The 17014-nt window shown below is 46.3% G+C and carries 19 protein-coding genes; 6 read left to right on the top strand and 13 right to left on the bottom strand.

Annotated features, from left to right (window positions below):
• Position 1: 1 nt before the first annotated feature.
• A complete protein-coding gene (locus K6T22_RS01110; protein ID WP_238238450.1) occupies positions 2-1141 on the top strand; it encodes a glycosyltransferase family 4 protein in 1140 nt (379 codons plus the stop codon).
• Positions 1138-2004, top strand: a complete 867-nt coding sequence (locus K6T22_RS01105) for a glycosyltransferase family 2 protein (RefSeq protein ID WP_238238449.1) — start codon at positions 1138-1140, stop codon at positions 2002-2004. The genes K6T22_RS01110 and K6T22_RS01105 overlap by 4 nt, the downstream gene beginning before the upstream one ends.
• On the opposite strand, the gene K6T22_RS01100 is transcribed toward K6T22_RS01105, so the two are convergent.
• Positions 1988-2599 carry a response regulator gene (locus K6T22_RS01100; protein ID WP_238238448.1) on the bottom strand — a complete coding sequence of 204 codons (612 nt, stop codon included), beginning with the start codon at positions 2597-2599 and terminating at the stop codon, positions 1988-1990. The two genes, K6T22_RS01105 and K6T22_RS01100, sit on opposite strands and share 17 nt — an antisense overlap.
• A gap of 40 nt (positions 2600-2639) precedes the next feature.
• On the opposite strand from K6T22_RS01100, the gene K6T22_RS01095 reads away from it, so the two are divergent.
• On the top strand, positions 2640-3974 hold the full coding sequence (locus K6T22_RS01095; RefSeq protein WP_238238447.1) for a sugar phosphate nucleotidyltransferase: 1335 nt from the start codon (positions 2640-2642) through the stop codon (positions 3972-3974).
• Positions 3975-4014: 40 nt separating this feature from the next.
• On the opposite strand, the gene manA is transcribed toward K6T22_RS01095, so the two are convergent.
• The 12 genes from manA to K6T22_RS01035 form a co-directional block, all read right to left on the bottom strand.
• On the bottom strand, positions 4015-4965 hold the full coding sequence (gene manA, locus K6T22_RS01090; protein ID WP_238238445.1) for a mannose-6-phosphate isomerase, class I: 951 nt from the start codon (positions 4963-4965) through the stop codon (positions 4015-4017).
• A 180-nt stretch (positions 4966-5145) separates the two neighbouring features.
• Positions 5146-5787, bottom strand: coding sequence for a peroxiredoxin-like family protein (locus K6T22_RS01085; protein WP_238238444.1), 642 nt, complete (start codon positions 5785-5787; stop codon positions 5146-5148).
• 40 nt (positions 5788-5827) lie between these two features.
• Complete coding sequence (locus K6T22_RS01080) at positions 5828-6895, bottom strand: YcjF family protein (protein WP_238238442.1); 1068 nt, start codon at positions 6893-6895, stop codon at positions 5828-5830.
• 99 nt (positions 6896-6994) lie between these two features.
• Positions 6995-7477: a GNAT family N-acetyltransferase gene (locus K6T22_RS01075; protein ID WP_238238440.1), complete on the bottom strand. Its 483-nt coding sequence runs from the start codon at positions 7475-7477 to the stop codon at positions 6995-6997.
• Positions 7478-7532: 55 nt separating this feature from the next.
• Positions 7533-8888 (bottom strand): DUF4179 domain-containing protein, encoded by a 1356-nt coding sequence (locus K6T22_RS01070; RefSeq protein WP_238238439.1) that lies wholly within the window; start codon positions 8886-8888, stop codon positions 7533-7535.
• Positions 8863-9405 carry a sigma-70 family RNA polymerase sigma factor gene (locus tag K6T22_RS01065; RefSeq protein WP_238238438.1) on the bottom strand — a complete coding sequence of 181 codons (543 nt, stop codon included), beginning with the start codon at positions 9403-9405 and terminating at the stop codon, positions 8863-8865. The genes K6T22_RS01070 and K6T22_RS01065 overlap by 26 nt, the downstream gene beginning before the upstream one ends.
• A 102-nt stretch (positions 9406-9507) precedes the next feature.
• A complete protein-coding gene (locus K6T22_RS01060; RefSeq protein WP_425293141.1) occupies positions 9508-9945 on the bottom strand; it encodes a GNAT family N-acetyltransferase in 438 nt (145 codons plus the stop codon).
• A gap of 107 nt (positions 9946-10052) precedes the next feature.
• Entirely contained in the window at positions 10053-10754 is a 702-nt protein-coding gene (locus tag K6T22_RS01055; protein WP_238238434.1) for a YjjG family noncanonical pyrimidine nucleotidase, read from the bottom strand.
• 2 nt (positions 10755-10756) lie between these two features.
• Positions 10757-11227 (bottom strand): DMT family transporter, encoded by a 471-nt coding sequence (locus tag K6T22_RS01050; protein WP_238238433.1) that lies wholly within the window; start codon positions 11225-11227, stop codon positions 10757-10759.
• Between the two features lie 12 nt (positions 11228-11239).
• Complete coding sequence (locus tag K6T22_RS01045; protein ID WP_238238431.1) at positions 11240-11902, bottom strand: Crp/Fnr family transcriptional regulator; 663 nt, start codon at positions 11900-11902, stop codon at positions 11240-11242.
• A gap of 12 nt (positions 11903-11914) precedes the next feature.
• Positions 11915-12340, bottom strand: a complete 426-nt coding sequence (locus tag K6T22_RS01040) for a DMT family transporter (RefSeq protein WP_238238429.1) — start codon at positions 12338-12340, stop codon at positions 11915-11917.
• Positions 12341-12462: 122 nt separating this feature from the next.
• Complete coding sequence (locus K6T22_RS01035) at positions 12463-13080, bottom strand: GntR family transcriptional regulator (RefSeq protein WP_238238427.1); 618 nt, start codon at positions 13078-13080, stop codon at positions 12463-12465.
• A 185-nt stretch (positions 13081-13265) separates the two neighbouring features.
• On the opposite strand from K6T22_RS01035, the gene garR reads away from it, so the two are divergent.
• From garR to K6T22_RS01020, 3 genes are all read left to right on the top strand, one after another.
• The gene (gene garR, locus K6T22_RS01030; RefSeq protein ID WP_238238426.1) at positions 13266-14156 is read left to right on the top strand and encodes a 2-hydroxy-3-oxopropionate reductase; all 891 of its coding nucleotides are present in this window, start codon (positions 13266-13268) and stop codon (positions 14154-14156) included.
• Between the two features lie 3 nt (positions 14157-14159).
• On the top strand, positions 14160-15599 hold the full coding sequence (locus K6T22_RS01025; protein WP_238238424.1) for a four-carbon acid sugar kinase family protein: 1440 nt from the start codon (positions 14160-14162) through the stop codon (positions 15597-15599).
• Positions 15600-15670: 71 nt separating this feature from the next.
• Positions 15671-17014, top strand: a complete 1344-nt coding sequence (locus K6T22_RS01020; protein WP_238238423.1) for a GntP family permease — start codon at positions 15671-15673, stop codon at positions 17012-17014.

Genomic DNA, 17014 nt, shown 5'->3' with positions numbered 1-17014 from the left:
CATGAAACCCCATTTACTTTTTTTATCTTGGCGGGATATCAAACATCCGAAAGCTGGTGGTGCAGAGGTCTTCACCCATGAAATGTTACGTCGTGTTAGCGACGACTACGATATTACGCACCTCTCGCCTGCTTTTGACGGCGGGCACGATGTCGAATACCTCGACGGTATCACTTACATCCGTAAAGGCACATCGTTATCAATCGTTCCCTACGCTTTTTCTTATTATCAGTCCCATGCCGCAACGATCGATCTCGTTGTCGATCAGATGAATACGCATCACTTCTTTACGCCGCTCTATGTACCGCAGTCAAAACGTGCCCTTTTCATTCATCAGTTGACACGCGAAATTTGGCAAATCAATGTTCGCCCACCCTTCTCCTATGTCGGTGAATGGACGGAGACGCCGCGTCTGCAACTTTACCGGACCGGACGCGCTTTGACCGTCAGTCAATCCACTGCAGACGACCTGCTTGCTGTTGGTTTTTCGAAAGATAATGTGACGATTTTACCGGAAGGTCTTTCCTTTACGCCATGGCAAGAAGCCGACTGGAAATCAAAGGAAGAACACCCGACATTTTTATATGTAGGACGTATGTCTGCTTATAAAGGCATCAATGATGCGCTTCAAGCGTTCGTCATGCTGAAACGGGAATATGCAGATGCCCGTTTCTGGGTCATCGGGAAAAAGGATGAGGAGTATATCGCCCAGCAGCTCGATCCCCTTGTTCCAGAAGAGATGCGTGAGTCGATCATCTATTTTGGCTTCGTCAGTGAAGAAGAAAAACTTGAACGGATGAGTCGTGCTACCGCTCTCCTCTTCCCTTCAAAACGAGAGGGTTGGGGGCTGACGGTCAGCGAAGCTGCTGCTGTCGGAACCCCAACCATCGTCTATGATGCTCCGGGATTACGCGACGCTGTCCAGTACGGGATGACCGGTTATATGGCAAAAAATCAGACACCCGGTGCACTCGCTGCTGAGATGCGCGCTTGCTTACGTGATCCGGAAGAATATGAAACGATTCGATTAGCCGGCCATCGGTTTGCGCAAACCTTACACTGGGACCATACAGGTCAGGCTTTCCGCCGATGGTTAGAACAGGAACTATTACCCGTTGCACTGAAGGAGGATTATTCATGATCGGAATCGCGATGTCGACTTATGAAAACGAAGCCATCATTACCGAAACAATCCGTTCTCTAAAAAACCAACAGGCTCCATTCTTCTGCGTCATCGCAGATGACGGCTCAACGGATACAACCGTTGAGACGATGCGGCGACTGACAGACAGGGACGAACGTTTTGAAGTGCTTGCCTTGCCACACGGGGAACGAGGGATTGCCCGCAAGACAGCAATTGATCGCCTCAAGCAATTTGGCGTGCAGTACCTATACATCATCGATTCGGATATGGTCCTCGAAGATCAACTCCTAAAGAGTTGTCTGCTCTATCTCGATGCTCATCCGGAAGTGGGTGCCCTCGTCATACCTGAACTTGCATACAGTGATTATGCGAATTACTTTAGTCAGGTAAAAGTCTTTGAACGCAATCTGTTCAATGTTCCGAGTGACCAGCTTGATACACATACGATGGAAGCCGCACGCTTTTGGCGGCTCGAGGCGTACATCGCTTCAGGTGAAATCAATCCGACACAAATCAGTTTCGAAGAGACACAGCCGACGATTCGTTACTTGGAACAAGGTGGAATCATCCGTCGTGCCACTTTTACACATGTGCGTCATAACGAAAAGCAGGTCGAATTAAACGACCTGCTTCGAAAAAAACGCTATTACTTTGACGTGATGCCTGCGACGCTTGACGCTGAACAGGGGGGCTTCATGAAAGCCTTACGACGTTGGTATTTCTTCCGTCCGGTTCTTTATCATCAGGCAAATTTAAAGAAATATGGACGTCACCCTATTTTGACAGCAGGTGTCATCTACATGTACTTGCGTCTTAGCTTCATTGGTGTAGAGTCTCTCTTCTTCAAACGGGTTTCGTAATGCTTCCGATGACTGATTGATACAAGATGTAGGTGCCGAACTGCGTGGGGAATTCTAAGCGCTGTATCTTGTCTTTTTCACGCACCTCTTGTTCGGAGTGACTAATGATTAAAGAGCGTTGACTGGCAATCGTTCCGTCTTCAAAAAATAAACAGTATGGACGATCCGAACTCAAAAGCACGCTCTCGAAATGATTTACTAAATTGCGTTTTCGTTGCTTCGTTTCGACGACTTCATCACCAATTTTAGTCATGATGGAAAGTATTCGCTCATCAACTTTCAAAGGTTTCGTCATCATCCGACTGACGTTTCCCGCATTTACGGCAGCAAGCAGTGTATGCACCTGCATATAATCGGTCAACACGATTTGTTTCGTTAGCGGCGCACGTTGTTTAGCAGCGCGTAATAACTCGACCCCGTCCATTTCTGGAAGTCGAAGTTCCGTCAGCAAGACATCTACGTCAGAATTGCTGAGTTGTTCCAGTGCTTCTTCTCCTGATCCTGCTTCCTGTACGTCTTGTCCCGCTGCTAGCAGTTTACGACGTAAAATCCGTCGTGTCGGTTCATGTGAGTCAACTAATAGATAAAGTGCCATATGCTATCGCCTCCGTTTTAAAAAGAAAGGATGGTCGTCAATGTATATTCTTTTACTATCAGGTGGATCCGGAAAACGGCTTTGGCCGCTCTCGAACGATTTAAACTCGAAACAGTTCTTAAAGATCCTTGAAGATCGCGATGGCAATAAACAGTCCATGATGGAACGCGTCTTTCAACAGCTTCAGGAAGTCGGTCTGGACGATCGAACTGTCATTACGACGACCAGCTCACAAGTCGATGCAATCGAAAACCAACTTGGGTTCAAAACGTCCATCATTCAGGAACCATCACGTCGCGATACGTTCCCTGCCATCATGCTTGCGACGAGTTACTTGGCAGAGCGGATTGATTTAGAAGAGACGGTCATCATCATGCCGGTCGATCCTTACGTTGAATTATCGTTTTTTGAACGCTTCGAGCAACTGGACCAAGCCGTCCAAGAACATCCGGATGCGCTTCATTTAATGGGTGTCGAACCGTTGCATCCTACATCAAAATATGGCTATATCATTCCGCAGACTTCCGAAAACATGTCCATCGTCGAACGCTTTCAGGAGAAACCGACACTCGATGTTGCCGCAGATTTGATTGACCAAGGTGCGCTTTGGAACTGTGGTGTCTTCGCCTGCCGACTGGACTTTTTAATGCGGCGCTTAGAAGAACAAAATGTTCCAACATCGTTTGAAGCACTGCGTTCGGAGTATGAGACACTAGAAAAAACGTCGTTTGATTATGCTGTTGTCGAGAAAACGGACGCTTTATTCGTTCACCGGTATGATGGCTACTGGAAAGATCTCGGGACGTGGAACACTTTGACAGAAGAAATGCCGCACCCACTTCACGGGAACGCCCGGATGCTCCACTCGACGAATACACATATCGTTAATGAGTTGCAGGTACCCGTGTTAGGAATCGGACTCGATAACTTGATCGTATCCGTGAGTCCGGATGGTGTCCTCGTTGCTTCAAAAGATGAAACACCTGCCTTAAAGGACTATTTGACGGATGCAACACTTCCACCACAATTTGAATGGAAACGCTGGGGTTATGCGACGATTTTACATCAGCAACAATTAGAGGACGGACGTTATGCGGTGACCCGTCGGCTGCATATTAAAGCAAATCAGCAAATCAGTCACCATTATCATGCGCATACCGATTCGACATGGAGCATCTTACAAGGTCGCGCTGAAGCACTGATCGATGGTCAGTCACAGCAACTCGGTCCGACTTCTGTCGTGCATATCCCACAAGGCGTTCCACATACCCTGACAACACTAGAAGATTTGATCATGATCGAAATTAAATATTCGATTGATTGGACAGAGCAGGATAACTATCCGCTCCCCACCTCCATTCGGTCCAATCCATGATGTTAGAAAGGGCACCTCTATTGGTGCCCTTTCGTCTGCTTTAGTCTAAAAACACTTCACTCGTCATGAACGTGACGGATCCAGATATTTCGTAATCTCCCGCTCGACGCGGTAAAAAGAATTGTTTTCCTTTCTGTAAAGGAATCACGCGATTCCCTTGTCGTGCTTCTCCTTTACCATCAATGACAGTCAATAAACGAAAGACCGGATAATCATGTAATGCATACGTACCAGTCACTTCATGACGGATGACCGTAAAGGAAGGAACCTGCAACAACTTCGTCATGACGCCCCCTTCCTTCAGAATAACTTCTGGTTGATTCGTCCATGGCTCATCTGGAATCGTCGTGACGGCAATCGCCTTTTCAACGTGCAATTCTCTCGGTTTCCCGTCATCTCCTAATCTGTCGTAATCATATAGTCGGTACGTCCGATCGCTCATCTGTTGAATCTCAAGAAGAACGATGCCTGGTCCTAAAGCGTGGATCGTACCGCTCGGAATGTAATAGAATTCGCCAGGTTTAACTTGTTGATGTCGAAGAGACGTCTCCCAGTCCTTTTCTTGAGCGCACCGGAACAGATCATCTCGTGATTGTAGATTGTGACCGAGAATGATTTCTGCCCCTGGTGTAGCCTCTAAAATATACCAGCATTCATTTTTACCATATGGTTCTCCTTCTAGCCGTCGTGCCTCCTCATCATTCGGATGGACTTGAACGGATAAGTAGGCGGACGAATCCAAAAATTTTACATGAAGCGGAAAGGCGTCAAGCAGATAATCACCGAACAGTTCTGTCCGTTTTGTTTGCCATAGTTCATCTAGCGTCTTGCCCTGATCAGGTCCATCTAAGAAGTGCGTCTTCCCACTTGCGTGGGCGGATGCTGTCCAACATTCTCCAATTTGCCCTTCTGGTAATTCAAACTGAAACAACACTTCTAAACGTCGACCGCCCCAAATTCGTTCTTTAAAAATTGGTTGAATGGCATACATATCGACGCGGACTCCTGATAGCCTAGGAGCGACGCTTCACCTCCATCTATATGTTTGGTTACCTCTTTATACCCATTTTTATGTCTATATTATCCAAATAAAACAGATTGAATCATAAAAAAACCAACTCTTAGTGCATCACTAGGAGTTGGTTTTCGTATATTCTGCTGTCTCTTTTACTTACTTCTCGAGGTAATCGATAATCGTCTGCGGATCAATGCGTTTCGTATAATCCGATGGCACTTCTGCGAAACGAATCACACCACTCATATCAATGATGAACGTCGCCGGTTTCGGCAACTGCCAATCATCATTTCCGTTGTGCTTCGCTACATCGAGTCCTGATGCCTTATAAATCTCAATCAGATAATCTGGTAAGTCAAATACAAGGTCAAATTGACGAGATACATGCAAATCAACGTCACTTAAGACGGGGAAACTTAACTCATTCTTGTTCGCTGTTTGTTCAGCAAAGTCAGGTGTCTCCGGACTGATTGCAACGACGGTCGCTCCCTGTGCACGAATTCGGTCAATTTCCCGTTCGTACGCGCGAAGCTCGAGATTACAGTACGGGCACCAGCCGCCCCGATAAAACGTCAAGATGACAGGACCTTGCTCAAGTAATGTCTTGATGGCGACCGGCTCCCCTGATGTATCGGGTAACGTAAAGTTTGGAATCGTATCACCGATACCTAACCCTTTGGCGACTCCAGAAGCAGCAAGTTCAGCTGTCGCTTCTGCCATCAGGCGTTGTTTTTCTGCAGGTGCTTTTTGTCGGAATTCCGATTGATACTGTTTAATTTCTTCAAGTAAGCGTGTCATGACATCTCCCCCTTTATTGCTGAATAGAATAACAGGGAGATTACTCGTTTGTCTCTTCTGACGACTCCTCTGCTTTCTTGCGGAATCGTTTGACGAATCCCATCAGTTGTTCCGGTGTCAGTTCGAGCTTATTCTCATAGACATATTTCGTCCCGTATCCAAGCGCAAGGGTTGCTGTTGAAGCAACTCCAGCTGCAATGACAGCACCATATCCCGGAACCAGCTTCGCTATTTGCCGAAAAGCCGTTTTTCCAGAGTTCCCGACGATTGTCACGACAAGTAATTCTTTTGCACTCTCTTTGGATAACTGTCGTTCGTACAGATTCGATAACTTCAGCATCAAGCCGATTTGAATCGAGGTCAACGGAATGATATCAGCTCCCGGAAACGGCACGGCACCAATCGCACCAGCGGCTGTTCCTGCACCAACAATCCAGTTGTTCGCGATCTTGCCGCGAACGGTTGGATCCATCTGGCGAACAAACACATTATCCTTGTCGAACTTTTTTAAGATATCGAGGACCTCCCGGCGGAGCCGATCGATATTTGTTCCTTCTTTTGCTGATACGGGAATGATTTTCGGTCCAGGCAATTTTTCTTCAATATGGCGGACAATCGTATCGACATCATTCGTCGCGTCCATCTTCGTAACGACGATCAAGACATTTTGATTATGTTGATAAATCTTCCGGAAATTTTTCGTTTCCGTCTCGGATAAGACGGTACCTGCCGCATTCAAAAAATAGAGAATGACGTCGGCACTTTGGTAGTATGTCCATGTCGCTTCCGAGTTCTGTGTATTGGCATCATTCAATCCTGGTGTATCAACGAAGATGACTTTATCTTCTGGGTGTTGTCTTACTTGATCAATGCGAACCGTCTCCCCTGGTCGAGCACCGACCGTTGCCACTTCTCGTCCGAGAATCGCGTTCAAGGTTGAGGATTTTCCTGCGTTGACGTCTCCAATCAGAGCGACTGTCACATCCTGCTCCAACGATTGATTAAAATCCCGTCGTTCCGATTCAAACGACTGATCAAAGATTTCCTCCAGTTTGCGTTTTCGTTTTTGTTGATTGGTCTCAAGTCCTTCACCAAAAAAATCATCCATCGTGATTCCCTCCTCCTCTTTTCTGCTTCCTCTCTTTTCCCGTTATTCCTTGATTTCAACACAAAAAGGCAAACGAACACGACGTCCACTTGCCTGCTTTTAAAGATATGTGCTTCGTCGCTCAAGCAAAACCGTGTCGCGCCACCTGCCACCGAGCCGACCAATTCGTTCACGACGTCCGACTTCCCGAAAACCGAATCGTTCATGAAGACGAAGACTCGCTTTATTTTCCGGGAAGACTTGCGATTGCAAGGTCCAGATTCCGGCAACCTCACTTGATTCGATGACGTCTTCCATCAAACGTGTGCCGACACCTTTGCCGCGTGCTTCTTCAGCGATATAAAGGCTGATTTCCGCGACACCGTCATATGCTGGAATCGAAGAGAACGGACTTAACGCGACCCAGCCGAGCAGTTGCTCACCTTCGATTGCAACGAGTCGACTGTGTTCGTGGTGATGACGCGTCCACTCTTCGTATGGTAACGCTTCTGTGCGAAACGTCGCATTCTCCGTTTTTATCCCTTGTTCATAGATACGGACGACTTCTTCGTAATCATCTGCTGTCATTTGGCGTACTTCCATCTCATCAGACTCCTTTGCTGACTCTAGTTCGACAGCGTATAAGGAGTCTCCTTGTTTAGTCGACAATGAACGGAATCGGTTTCAAATCAATTGGGGTATTCGTCACGGTATTTGAATAGCCAGTTTGTAGATAAAAGTCATCGATTGCTGCCATTTGTGACGACGTTAATGTAAATATGGCACGGAATTGCTTTTGTTTCGAATCGATGACTTCAACAGCCGGTTTAATTTCACGACCATCCGGTGGTTCGTTTCCTTGAATCAGGAACATGTTATTCGCTGCGTCTAACTTCATAACTGATAATGATTCATCTGCATTCGTTTTGAAATCGACGATTACTTGAGAGTCCGTAATCTTAATGCTTTGTGTCGTCATTTTTAACGGATGCGTCGGATTCTGCTCCGCGTAAGGTAAAGATGTCGTCAACGGAATAAACGTTGTCTTAGGTGTAATACTCAATTGAGGATGCAATGTGTATGCTCCGCTCGGAATTACATAGTTGCCTAGACTGAGTCGTGATGTATCTGTTCGCTCGGACGAAGTATTCGTATGTGTTACTAAGGCTGTACTTTTTGACCAATTGTGAATGACTTCTTTTCCGCTATCATCAAACAATGTGAATTCGATTCGATAATCATATGACTTCGGATAGACCGCTGTATAATCAAACGTCGTACTTGCCTGTCCTTTTGTCATCTGTTTCAACGTGACATCGACCGCATAATCAGGATTCTTCACCGTCGTATCAAACGTCTGTTCAATGGCTTGCAGTCGTTTGACCGGAACTTCAAATTGCCAGTTCCCGTCTAAACCAAACATTTCCGAAATCACAAGTGGCACCTGCATCGAATCGTCCAACTTTTGTAAGCTGACATCATATTCGATTTGTGCTCTCCACACCTTACCGTCCTGTTTAAAGTGTGCTAATTCTTGATTTTCAGTACCTTCAAATCGTTTATCCTCTTTAAATATCTCATAAAAACCAGCTCGTTTTGTTTCGTTAACGTCAGGTACACCGGTTGCCGTCAGATTCATTCCGATCGTCGTACCATCATAGTACGCATCGACGACTTTGATTGTAATCCCTTGATCGGTGACCGTCTGATCAATTGCTGTTGCAAGTTGTTTCTTCTCGATTTCCGTGCCGACTGTGCCCTGTTCTGTAAAGGGACGGTACAGTCCACCAATCAACGGAACATGCGACATCGCGGAAGCAAACGTTGGAACGATGAATGTCGTCACGAATAGCGAGGCGGCAAGTCCGGCAACGGCTACGTATTGTTTTCGGCGAGGACGTACTTGTTTCCGTTCCGCTACGCCTTGCGTGATCCCTTGACGAATCCGGTCTTGCAAGGCCTTCGTCGGTACAGGAATTTTTTCATAGTCATTTTGTAGATCGTGCTGTGCCATAATCCATTCCTCCTAACTGTACTTTTAACTCTTCGCGTCCTCGTTTTAAATACGTCTTCACCGTATTGAGGGTAATGCCGATGAAGCTTGCGATCTCTTTCATTGGGATATCATGAAAATAGAAGAGAACTAAGACGTCCCGGTATTCTTTTCGGAGATGTGATAAAGCATGTACGAGATCAAGATGTTCGTCTCGAGATTGGTCTTCCTGTACCGGAATATGAAGCACAATATCATCTGTTGGTTGTTGTTTTTCCAACACCCGATAACAATTGCGAATCAAGATTTTCGTAATCCATGTCACGAAATGCTTTGGTTCTTTCACTTGTTCGATTGAGATGAACGCTTTATAGACCGTCTCTTGTACGACGTCTAAGGCATCGTGTTCATTTTTCACGTATAGATACGCCGTTCTGTATAATTGTTCGCTATGTAGGAGCACTAATTGCTCAAATGCCGCTTCATCGTGCTTCATCGCACGGCGGACGAGCGTCGTATGCTCGTTTCGTAAGTCCATCGTGTTCCCTCCCTTTACTTATTAGAGCATGACGAGACGTGAAAAGTTTCAAAAAATATCCAAAAGAAAAAGACTCTTGAAATTCAAGAGTCCTTTCATACTTTAAACGTCTAATCGTACTGCCATTTCCCGACCAAATCGATCCCCGTGATCGATGAAGCCGAGACTCGCATACAGACGGTGCGCTGCCTGATTGTCCGGTCGATATCCAACGACGATTCGATTTGCTGCGGGTAACGTCCGCATCTCTTCAATTACAGCTTGCATCGCTAATCGTCCGATTCCGTTTCCTTGCTGCGTTTGATCGATCATGATGCGATAGATCCAGTATCCGTCAAGTTCTTCTAGCTCCGTGTTGTACATCACAAAACCGACGACTGTTTCATCTGTCATGATCGCCCGAAGGACAAGGCTTGGTTCGAACTTTGCTTGTGCGATTGAGTAAACATTCGCTTCCATGAAGTCCTGCTGTTCTGCCGTCAGCGTCAGCTCACAACAAGCCTCCCAATTTTCTGCTGTTACTGGTACAAGTTGAATCATGTTCATTTCCCCTTTTAGTTAGACGGGAGTTACCTCCAGCGTCTGTTGATCACATCGTTGCACGGTGATCGCCCCCTTTCCTTCTCTTTCCTATCGGCTAAATCGATTCATGATTGAAGGACTTTTGCATTCTCAAGCAACGCAGGTAGTTCGGCTAAAGAGGTAATCGTAAACGCCGGCTTAATATCCGTTGCTGATTTTCCTTCTGGGTTAAACCAACACGTCGCGATACCGGCTTGATTCCCACCTGCAATATCGGCCGATAAGGAATCACCAACAATGATCGTTCGAGTCGGATCAAATTGCGGAATCCGCGCGAACACGTGATCAAAGAACCCTATCATCGGCTTTTGAAAACCCGTCTCTTCTGAAACGAAAATTGTTTCAAAGAAATCTGTTAATCCGGCACCATCGAGTCGCGCCCGTTGCGTCTTCGAAATCCCATTCGTGACGACGTACATTTCGATGTTCCCCTCTAGCTGCTCAAGCAGCGCAGTCGCACCAGGAATCAACTCTGTTCCTTGTGCGAGATAACTGCGATACGTTTCGTCAACTTTTCGTCCGTCGACTTCTCGTCCTTCTTCCGCAAAGAACGTCACGAATCGCGAGTGAATGACTTGCTCACGTGTCGCTTCACCCCGTTCGAGTGCTTTCCAGAGCGCTTGATTGATTTCCTTGTAGCGCGCTTCTCGCTCCGATGTCCACTCTAAATCTTGTTGCTCAAGCAGACGGCGAAAGGCAATCCGTTCCGTCGCTTCAAAATCGAGTAGTGTATGGTCAATATCGAATAATACCGTTTTGTAAAACATGTTCAAGCTCCTTTACGTACGTGTTGTACAGTCGTTGTTTTCCCGCCCAGTTGAAATAACAGCACGCCGCCACCAATCAGTAGCACACCGAGCGCTTTCGTCCATGTAAACGGAACGGCTTGTAAACCGAACCAACCGAGCGTATCCCACAGTAGAGCAAACAAGATTTGCGATACCATGACGATTGAAATCGCACGACTCGGTCCGAGTTGTTGAACCCCTTGTGTCACGCAAAGGACGACACCGACACCAATGATCCCGCTAAACCAAAACCAAGTTTCCGCCTGTTCGAGTACAAACAATTCCGACCCTTCGACAATCAAACCAATTGTCAGTGAAGCGAGGAATCCGAGTCCAAGGACTAGCGTCGTCGTTGCCCAAGCACCGACATGTTCTTTGACTTTAGCGTTAAATGTGTTTTGAATACAAACGAGCATGCCCCCACAAAGGGCAAGGATGATTCCCGTAACCATGTCGCACCTCTTTCATTCGTAAATGCTTTCTCCAACGCGCTCCATCAACCCGTCTCGATCAATGATTTCAATCGTATGCTGTGTCCGACGAATCAATCCGTCGTCGACGAACTGACGTAAGACACGATTGACATGACGGTAACTGGTTCCAATCAAATCTGCCGCATCGACGAGTTCCTTGCTTGCAAAAGCATCCGTATTTGGTGTCATCGACAGTAAATAACTAGCTAGCCGGACTTCGACCGGGTACAGCAGATTAAAGCTGAGCGTATGCGATTTCAATTCAAATTTTTTCGTGATCGTTTCAAGTAAAAATAATAGGAAAGCGGAATGGTGTAAGCGCGCTTCTTCTAAATCCGGATAAGCAATCCGTAAGACGGTCACTGGTGTCACCGCCTCGACCGTATTCATCAAATCGATCTTCCTGACGAACTCAATATCGCCGACGAGATCAAACGGATGCTTGAAGGACAACACGAGGCGTTTCCCCGTTGCCGACATATGTGTGATCTTCAATTTCCCTTCGACGAGCAGGTAGAGTTCATGCGCAACATCACCTTGCCGACACAAGGTCTCACCCGGTGCAAACGTCTGGATGTACATCGCCTTGCGTAACGATTCATCAAAGACATGCTCTAACTGATAGCGTTCCAAATAGGTCGTAATGTCTGTCACGCTTTTTCCCCCTTAGCTTTTTAAGATGAAGATCCCCGCGATCATCATCACGATTCCGATGATTTGTGGTCCACGCAGTCGTCGCTTCATGACACCAAACCAGCCTCTACCGTCAATCCATAACGCAAGCGCCAATTGTGCCAGTAAAAAGAGCGAAATCGTCAAGGTCACACCCATCCGGTGGACCGCCGTCATATTGCTGAATAAAATGATCGCCGCAAAGGCACCGCCTGCTAGATAAAGCGGTTTGACACGTCGCATCGCTGAAAAACTGCGGTCCCGTAACACGATCGCTAAGAGAATCGCAACGATGAATCCGGTCATCTGGGTGATCGTCGCCGCTTGCCACGTCCCGATCGTTTGACTGATCCGGGCATTGGCGACACTTTGGAGCGTCAAGAAAAATCCGCCGGCAATCGCAAATAAGACACCACGCATGTGCATACCCCTCTCATGTTCCATGATACTCTCATTTAACGAGAGTCGTGTTGATTTGAATAGGACATTTGTCCTGAGAAAGCGTCGTGATATAAAAAAAGGATGAACGATATCAAAATCGTTCACCCTTTCATCCAGTTCAAACAAAATTCTAAATCTAATTGAAGGTGCGCCTTCATTAGTCGTTCAGCTTCTTCCGGTTGATGTTGTAGAATCGCTTGATAGATCTCATCATGCTCTTCAATCAAGAGCGGTCGTTTATGATGGACGACTGTCTTACGGAACAAGTAGATGATGGACTGCATCCGGTCAATGATGTCGATCATGACCGGATTATTCGTTGCGGCGACAATGATATCATGAAATTCCTTGTTCGCTGCCATCACTTCCTCGAGTTCGCCCGTTCTTCCGATTTCGACGCATCGTTTTAATTTCTCTAAATCTGCTTCTCGCATGTACATTGCACAATGACTAGCTGCGAAACCTTCAAGCAACATCCGGACCTGAAAGATATCCCGTAAATCCATGTCGCTCGGATTAACAACGCGCTTTTGTTTAATCAATCCTTCTTGCTCCAGTTTTCGAATCGAGTCTCTGACTGGTGTGCGACTGATTCCGATTTCTTCTGCTAAACGTTCTTCGACCAACTTCGTTCCACGTTCTAGTTCTCCGTTTAAGATTCGATCTCGGATATATTCGTAAGCTTGAACATACGCTAATTGTGTCGTTTTTTTCCCCACTACCATCGTCTCCTACATTCGATTTTCTCTTAGTTCAAAGTATAAGTTTAATACTGGGAATTGGAAAGAGACTTATTTTTGTATACATTTTTAAATAAATTGTATACAAAAATGAACTTAGTGTGTACAATTCGGTTAAAGAGTTTATGAAAGCGCTATCTTTTTATAAAAAGGAGTTCGATGAGATGAATACACGAGTTGGATTTATTGGCTTAGGCATCATGGGGAAACCGATGGCATTGAATATATTAAACGCTGGTTATGACGTAACGGTGAATGATTTAAATACAGAAAGTGTCGAGACACTCGTTCAAGCTGGTGCGGTATTCGGTACACCTGCTGACATGGGAGCAACGTGTGATGTCATCATCACGATGTTACCGGCGTCGCACCACGTTCAACAAGTCGTCCTAGGAGAAAACGGTCTCCTACAGACTGCTACCGCTGGAACGATCCTAATTGATATGAGTTCGATTTCACCGGTCGCCTCGGTCGAGATTGCGAATCAAGCAGCATTACGTGGCGTCGAGATGCTCGATGCACCAGTTAGTGGTGGGGAACCGAAAGCGATCGACGGAACACTCTCCATCATGGTCGGTGGGAAGGAAACAATCTTTGAAACGGTCAAACCACTACTTGAAGTCGTCGGTGCAAGCGTTACACTCGTCGGAAAAAATGGAAGTGGTGTCACAGCAAAGCTTGCCAATCAAATCATCGTTAACTTAAATATTGCTGCGATGTCTGAAGCACTAACACTTGCTGCAAAAGCTGGCATCGATGTAGAGAAGATGTATCAAGCAATTCGCGGGGGACTTGCTGGAAGTGCCGTACTCGATGCGAAAGTACCGTTAATTCTAGAACGAAACTTTGTTGCCGGTGGACGCATCGATATTAACTTGAAAGATATGACGAATGTCATGGAAACAGCGCATGAGATCGGTGTTCCTTTACCACTCTCTAGTCAACTCGTCGAAATTTTCCATGCGTTGAAAATTGATGGGAAAGCTGCGGACGATCACGGCGGCATCATTCAATATTACGAAAAATTAGCCCACGTTGAAGTAAGGAAGGTGTAACAGATGATTTCGACATTCCCGACACTACCAAGCAAAACGACACTTAGCCAGTTACCATCCCTCCCGGATGTAACAGTAGTCGATGAATTGTTACTTGAAGCATTACGTCAGTTTCCTCATAAAATCATCATCCTCGATGATGATCCAACAGGTGTGCAGACTGTCCATGGCGTCTCTGTCTATACCGACTGGACAACTGAAAGTATCGAAGCCGGATTTAGCGAAGACCAATCGATGTTTTTTATTTTGACGAATTCTCGTGGATTTACACGTGAAGAAACAAAACGTGTTCACGAAGAGATCGCCGCTACCGTCCAAGCCGTCTCTGATCAACGGAATCAGCCGTTTATTTTAATTAGTCGTGGTGATTCGACGCTTCGTGGTCATTATCCGCTCGAAACGGATGTTTTACGCCAAACACTCGAGCAGAAGTCGAGTGATTCCTTCGATGGTGAAATTCTGATGCCGTTCTTCCAAGAAGGCGGTCGGTATACGATTGACGATGTCCATTATGTACTTGAAGAAGACATACTCGTTCCAGCAGGACAAACAGAGTTCGCAAAAGACCGGACATTCGGTTACTCCGCTTCACATCTCGGTGAGTGGGCAGAAGAAAAATCGGGTGGTTCATTTACAGCAGATGCTGTCATCTCCCTATCCTTGAAGGATTTGCGACAGCTCCGTCTCGATTCACTTGTTACACAACTAATGACCGCTCAAGACTTTAATAAAATCATCATCAATGCAACGGATTATCTCGATGTCAAAGTCGCAACGATTGCACTGATTCGTGCCATGAACGCGGGCAAGCGATTTTTATTCCGGACGGCCGCAGCCTTCACGAAAGTCATCGGTGGAATCGATCAGCGTCCACTCCTGACGAGAGAAGAACTTCTGTCTGATACGACACCGGGTGGTTTGATCATGGTCGGATCACATGTCCAAAAAACAACGGAACAATTAGCCGCGTTAAAAACGTGTGACTTCATTCATTTCATCGAGTTTGATGTCCATCTCGTATTACAGCCGGAGCAATTCAAACAAGAAGTCGACCGGATTATCGCAACGACAGAACAATTGATTGAGTCGGGACAGACGGTTGCCGTCTATACGAGACGAGAACGCCTCGATTTAGGCGAAAATCAACAGGAAGAAGAATTGAAGTTATCTATCAAAATTTCTGATGCTGTGACGAGTATCGTCTCCCGTTTACATGTACGACCAAGCTACATCATCGCTAAAGGTGGCATCACATCAAGTGACATCGGGACGACTGGTCTACGCGTCAAACGAGCGACTGTCGCTGGTCAAATCAAACCCGGCATCCCGGTCTGGACAACAGGATCAGAAAGTAAGTTTCCAGGTCTGACATATGTCATCTTCCCAGGGAATGTCGGCTCAAAGACGACTTTAAAAGAAGTCGCTGAACTACTTCACACTTAATATTTTGTAAGCGGATACAAATAAGGTGTTCAACACCTCATCGGAATTCATGATATGAAGGAGAGATCTTGATGGTTACGGGTAATCTATTGGTCGTCATTTTTATTCTGTCTCTAGCTCTACTGTTCTTTTCCATCTTAAAACTTAAAATTGAACCGTTTCTTGCGCTTGTAGCAATCTCCATCCTGACCGCTTTAGCCATCGGTATGCCCGTCAAAGAAGTCGCATCCGTCGTTACGACTGGTTTTGGTAACACACTCGCGGGTGTCGGAATCCTGATTGGTCTTGGTGTCATCTTCGGTCAGTTTCTCGGTGCATCCGGTGCCGTCGAAAAGATCGCCCAAGCTGTCTTGAATGTGTTCGGACCTAAAAAATCCTCTGCTGGACTTGCCTTAACTGGAACAGCGGTTTCGATTCCTGTCTTTTTCGATGCCGCCTTCGTCATCTTAAGTGGGTTGATTCGTTCGCTCTCTTCTAAAACAGGGATTTCTGTCGTTAGTTTCGTTACGGCACTCGGCGTCGGTCTAATCGTCTCGCATAACATGATCGCCCCGACACCTGGACCACTCGTTGTCGCAGAAAATACAGGATCAGAGCTTGGCTTCTTCATTTTATACGGTATCATCGTCGCGATTCCCGCTACTCTCGTAGGTGGTTACCTCTATGGTATGTTCATCGGGAAACGAATTAAGCATTCTGGTGATATCGAAGAATTGTCGATCGACCCAGCAGATTTACCGAAAAAAGAAATCGGTACAGGGCTTAGCTTCTTCATGTTAGCTTTACCCATCGTCCTGATCTTATTGAATACGGTCTCTCAACTGCTATTTCCCGGAACGTCGATTGCGACGTTCTTTGGCTTCATCGGTGAGAAAAACGTTGCCTTATTAATCAGTGTCTTTGCTGCTGTCATCTTATTACGTCCATACATCGCAATCCCGAACACACGCTTATACTCAGAAGCAATCAGTTCAGCCGGAATCATCATCTTGATTACTGGAGCCGGTGGTGCGTTTGGTGCCGTCATCAACAATAGTGGTATTGGGGATCATCTCATTACGACGATGCAAAACTGGAGCATTCCGGTACTCTTGCTGGCATTCATCTTTTCACAAATCCTTCGAGCCTCACTTGGATCAGCGACGGTCGCCCTCGTCACGACTTCAAGTATTCTCGGTCCGATGGTTGGAGAGTTAGGCGTCTCACCAATTCTTCTCGGTCTAGCGATTTGTGCTGGTGGCATTGGACTTTCCTTACCTAATGATTCTGGATTCTGGGTCGTCAACCGGTTTGGTAAATTGACGATTCCCCAAACACTCCTTGCTTGGACGGGCGGTGGCTTTATCGCTGGTTTAACAGCGCTCGCTACAGTCTTCCTCTTAAGCCTATTCACAGGGATCTTACCTGGGCTCTAA

This window comes from Exiguobacterium acetylicum (genome assembly GCF_022170825.1).
Taxonomy (GTDB): domain Bacteria; phylum Bacillota; class Bacilli; order Exiguobacteriales; family Exiguobacteriaceae; genus Exiguobacterium_A; species Exiguobacterium_A acetylicum_B.
This window is presented reverse-complemented; position numbering and strand designations above follow the sequence as displayed.

Excerpts from the sequence above, each read along its gene's own strand:
- K6T22_RS01075 (WP_238238440.1), bottom strand. The coding sequence starts at position 7,477 with ATGGAAGTACGCCAAATGACAGCAGATGATTACGAAGAAGTCGTCCGT.
- K6T22_RS01060 (WP_425293141.1), bottom strand. The coding sequence starts at position 9,945 with ATGATTCAACTTGTACCAGTAACAGCAGAAAATTGGGAGGCTTGTTGT.
- K6T22_RS01080 (WP_238238442.1), bottom strand. The coding sequence starts at position 6,895 with ATGGATGATTTTTTTGGTGAAGGACTTGAGACCAATCAACAAAAACGA.
- K6T22_RS01065 (WP_238238438.1), bottom strand. The coding sequence starts at position 9,405 with ATGGACTTACGAAACGAGCATACGACGCTCGTCCGCCGTGCGATGAAG.
- manA (WP_238238445.1), bottom strand. The coding sequence starts at position 4,965 with ATGTATGCCATTCAACCAATTTTTAAAGAACGAATTTGGGGCGGTCGA.
- garR (WP_238238426.1), top strand. The coding sequence starts at position 13,266 with ATGAATACACGAGTTGGATTTATTGGCTTAGGCATCATGGGGAAACCG.
- K6T22_RS01110 (WP_238238450.1), top strand. The coding sequence starts at position 2 with ATGAAACCCCATTTACTTTTTTTATCTTGGCGGGATATCAAACATCCG.
- K6T22_RS01040 (WP_238238429.1), bottom strand. The coding sequence starts at position 12,340 with ATGCGTGGTGTCTTATTTGCGATTGCCGGCGGATTTTTCTTGACGCTC.
- K6T22_RS01095 (WP_238238447.1), top strand. The coding sequence starts at position 2,640 with ATGTATATTCTTTTACTATCAGGTGGATCCGGAAAACGGCTTTGGCCG.
- K6T22_RS01025 (WP_238238424.1), top strand. The coding sequence starts at position 14,160 with ATGATTTCGACATTCCCGACACTACCAAGCAAAACGACACTTAGCCAG.
- K6T22_RS01070 (WP_238238439.1), bottom strand. The coding sequence starts at position 8,888 with ATGGCACAGCACGATCTACAAAATGACTATGAAAAAATTCCTGTACCG.
- K6T22_RS01085 (WP_238238444.1), bottom strand. The coding sequence starts at position 5,787 with ATGACACGCTTACTTGAAGAAATTAAACAGTATCAATCGGAATTCCGA.
- K6T22_RS01020 (WP_238238423.1), top strand. The coding sequence starts at position 15,671 with ATGGTTACGGGTAATCTATTGGTCGTCATTTTTATTCTGTCTCTAGCT.
- K6T22_RS01055 (WP_238238434.1), bottom strand. The coding sequence starts at position 10,754 with ATGTTTTACAAAACGGTATTATTCGATATTGACCATACACTACTCGAT.
- K6T22_RS01100 (WP_238238448.1), bottom strand. The coding sequence starts at position 2,599 with ATGGCACTTTATCTATTAGTTGACTCACATGAACCGACACGACGGATT.
- K6T22_RS01105 (WP_238238449.1), top strand. The coding sequence starts at position 1,138 with ATGATCGGAATCGCGATGTCGACTTATGAAAACGAAGCCATCATTACC.
- K6T22_RS01050 (WP_238238433.1), bottom strand. The coding sequence starts at position 11,227 with ATGGTTACGGGAATCATCCTTGCCCTTTGTGGGGGCATGCTCGTTTGT.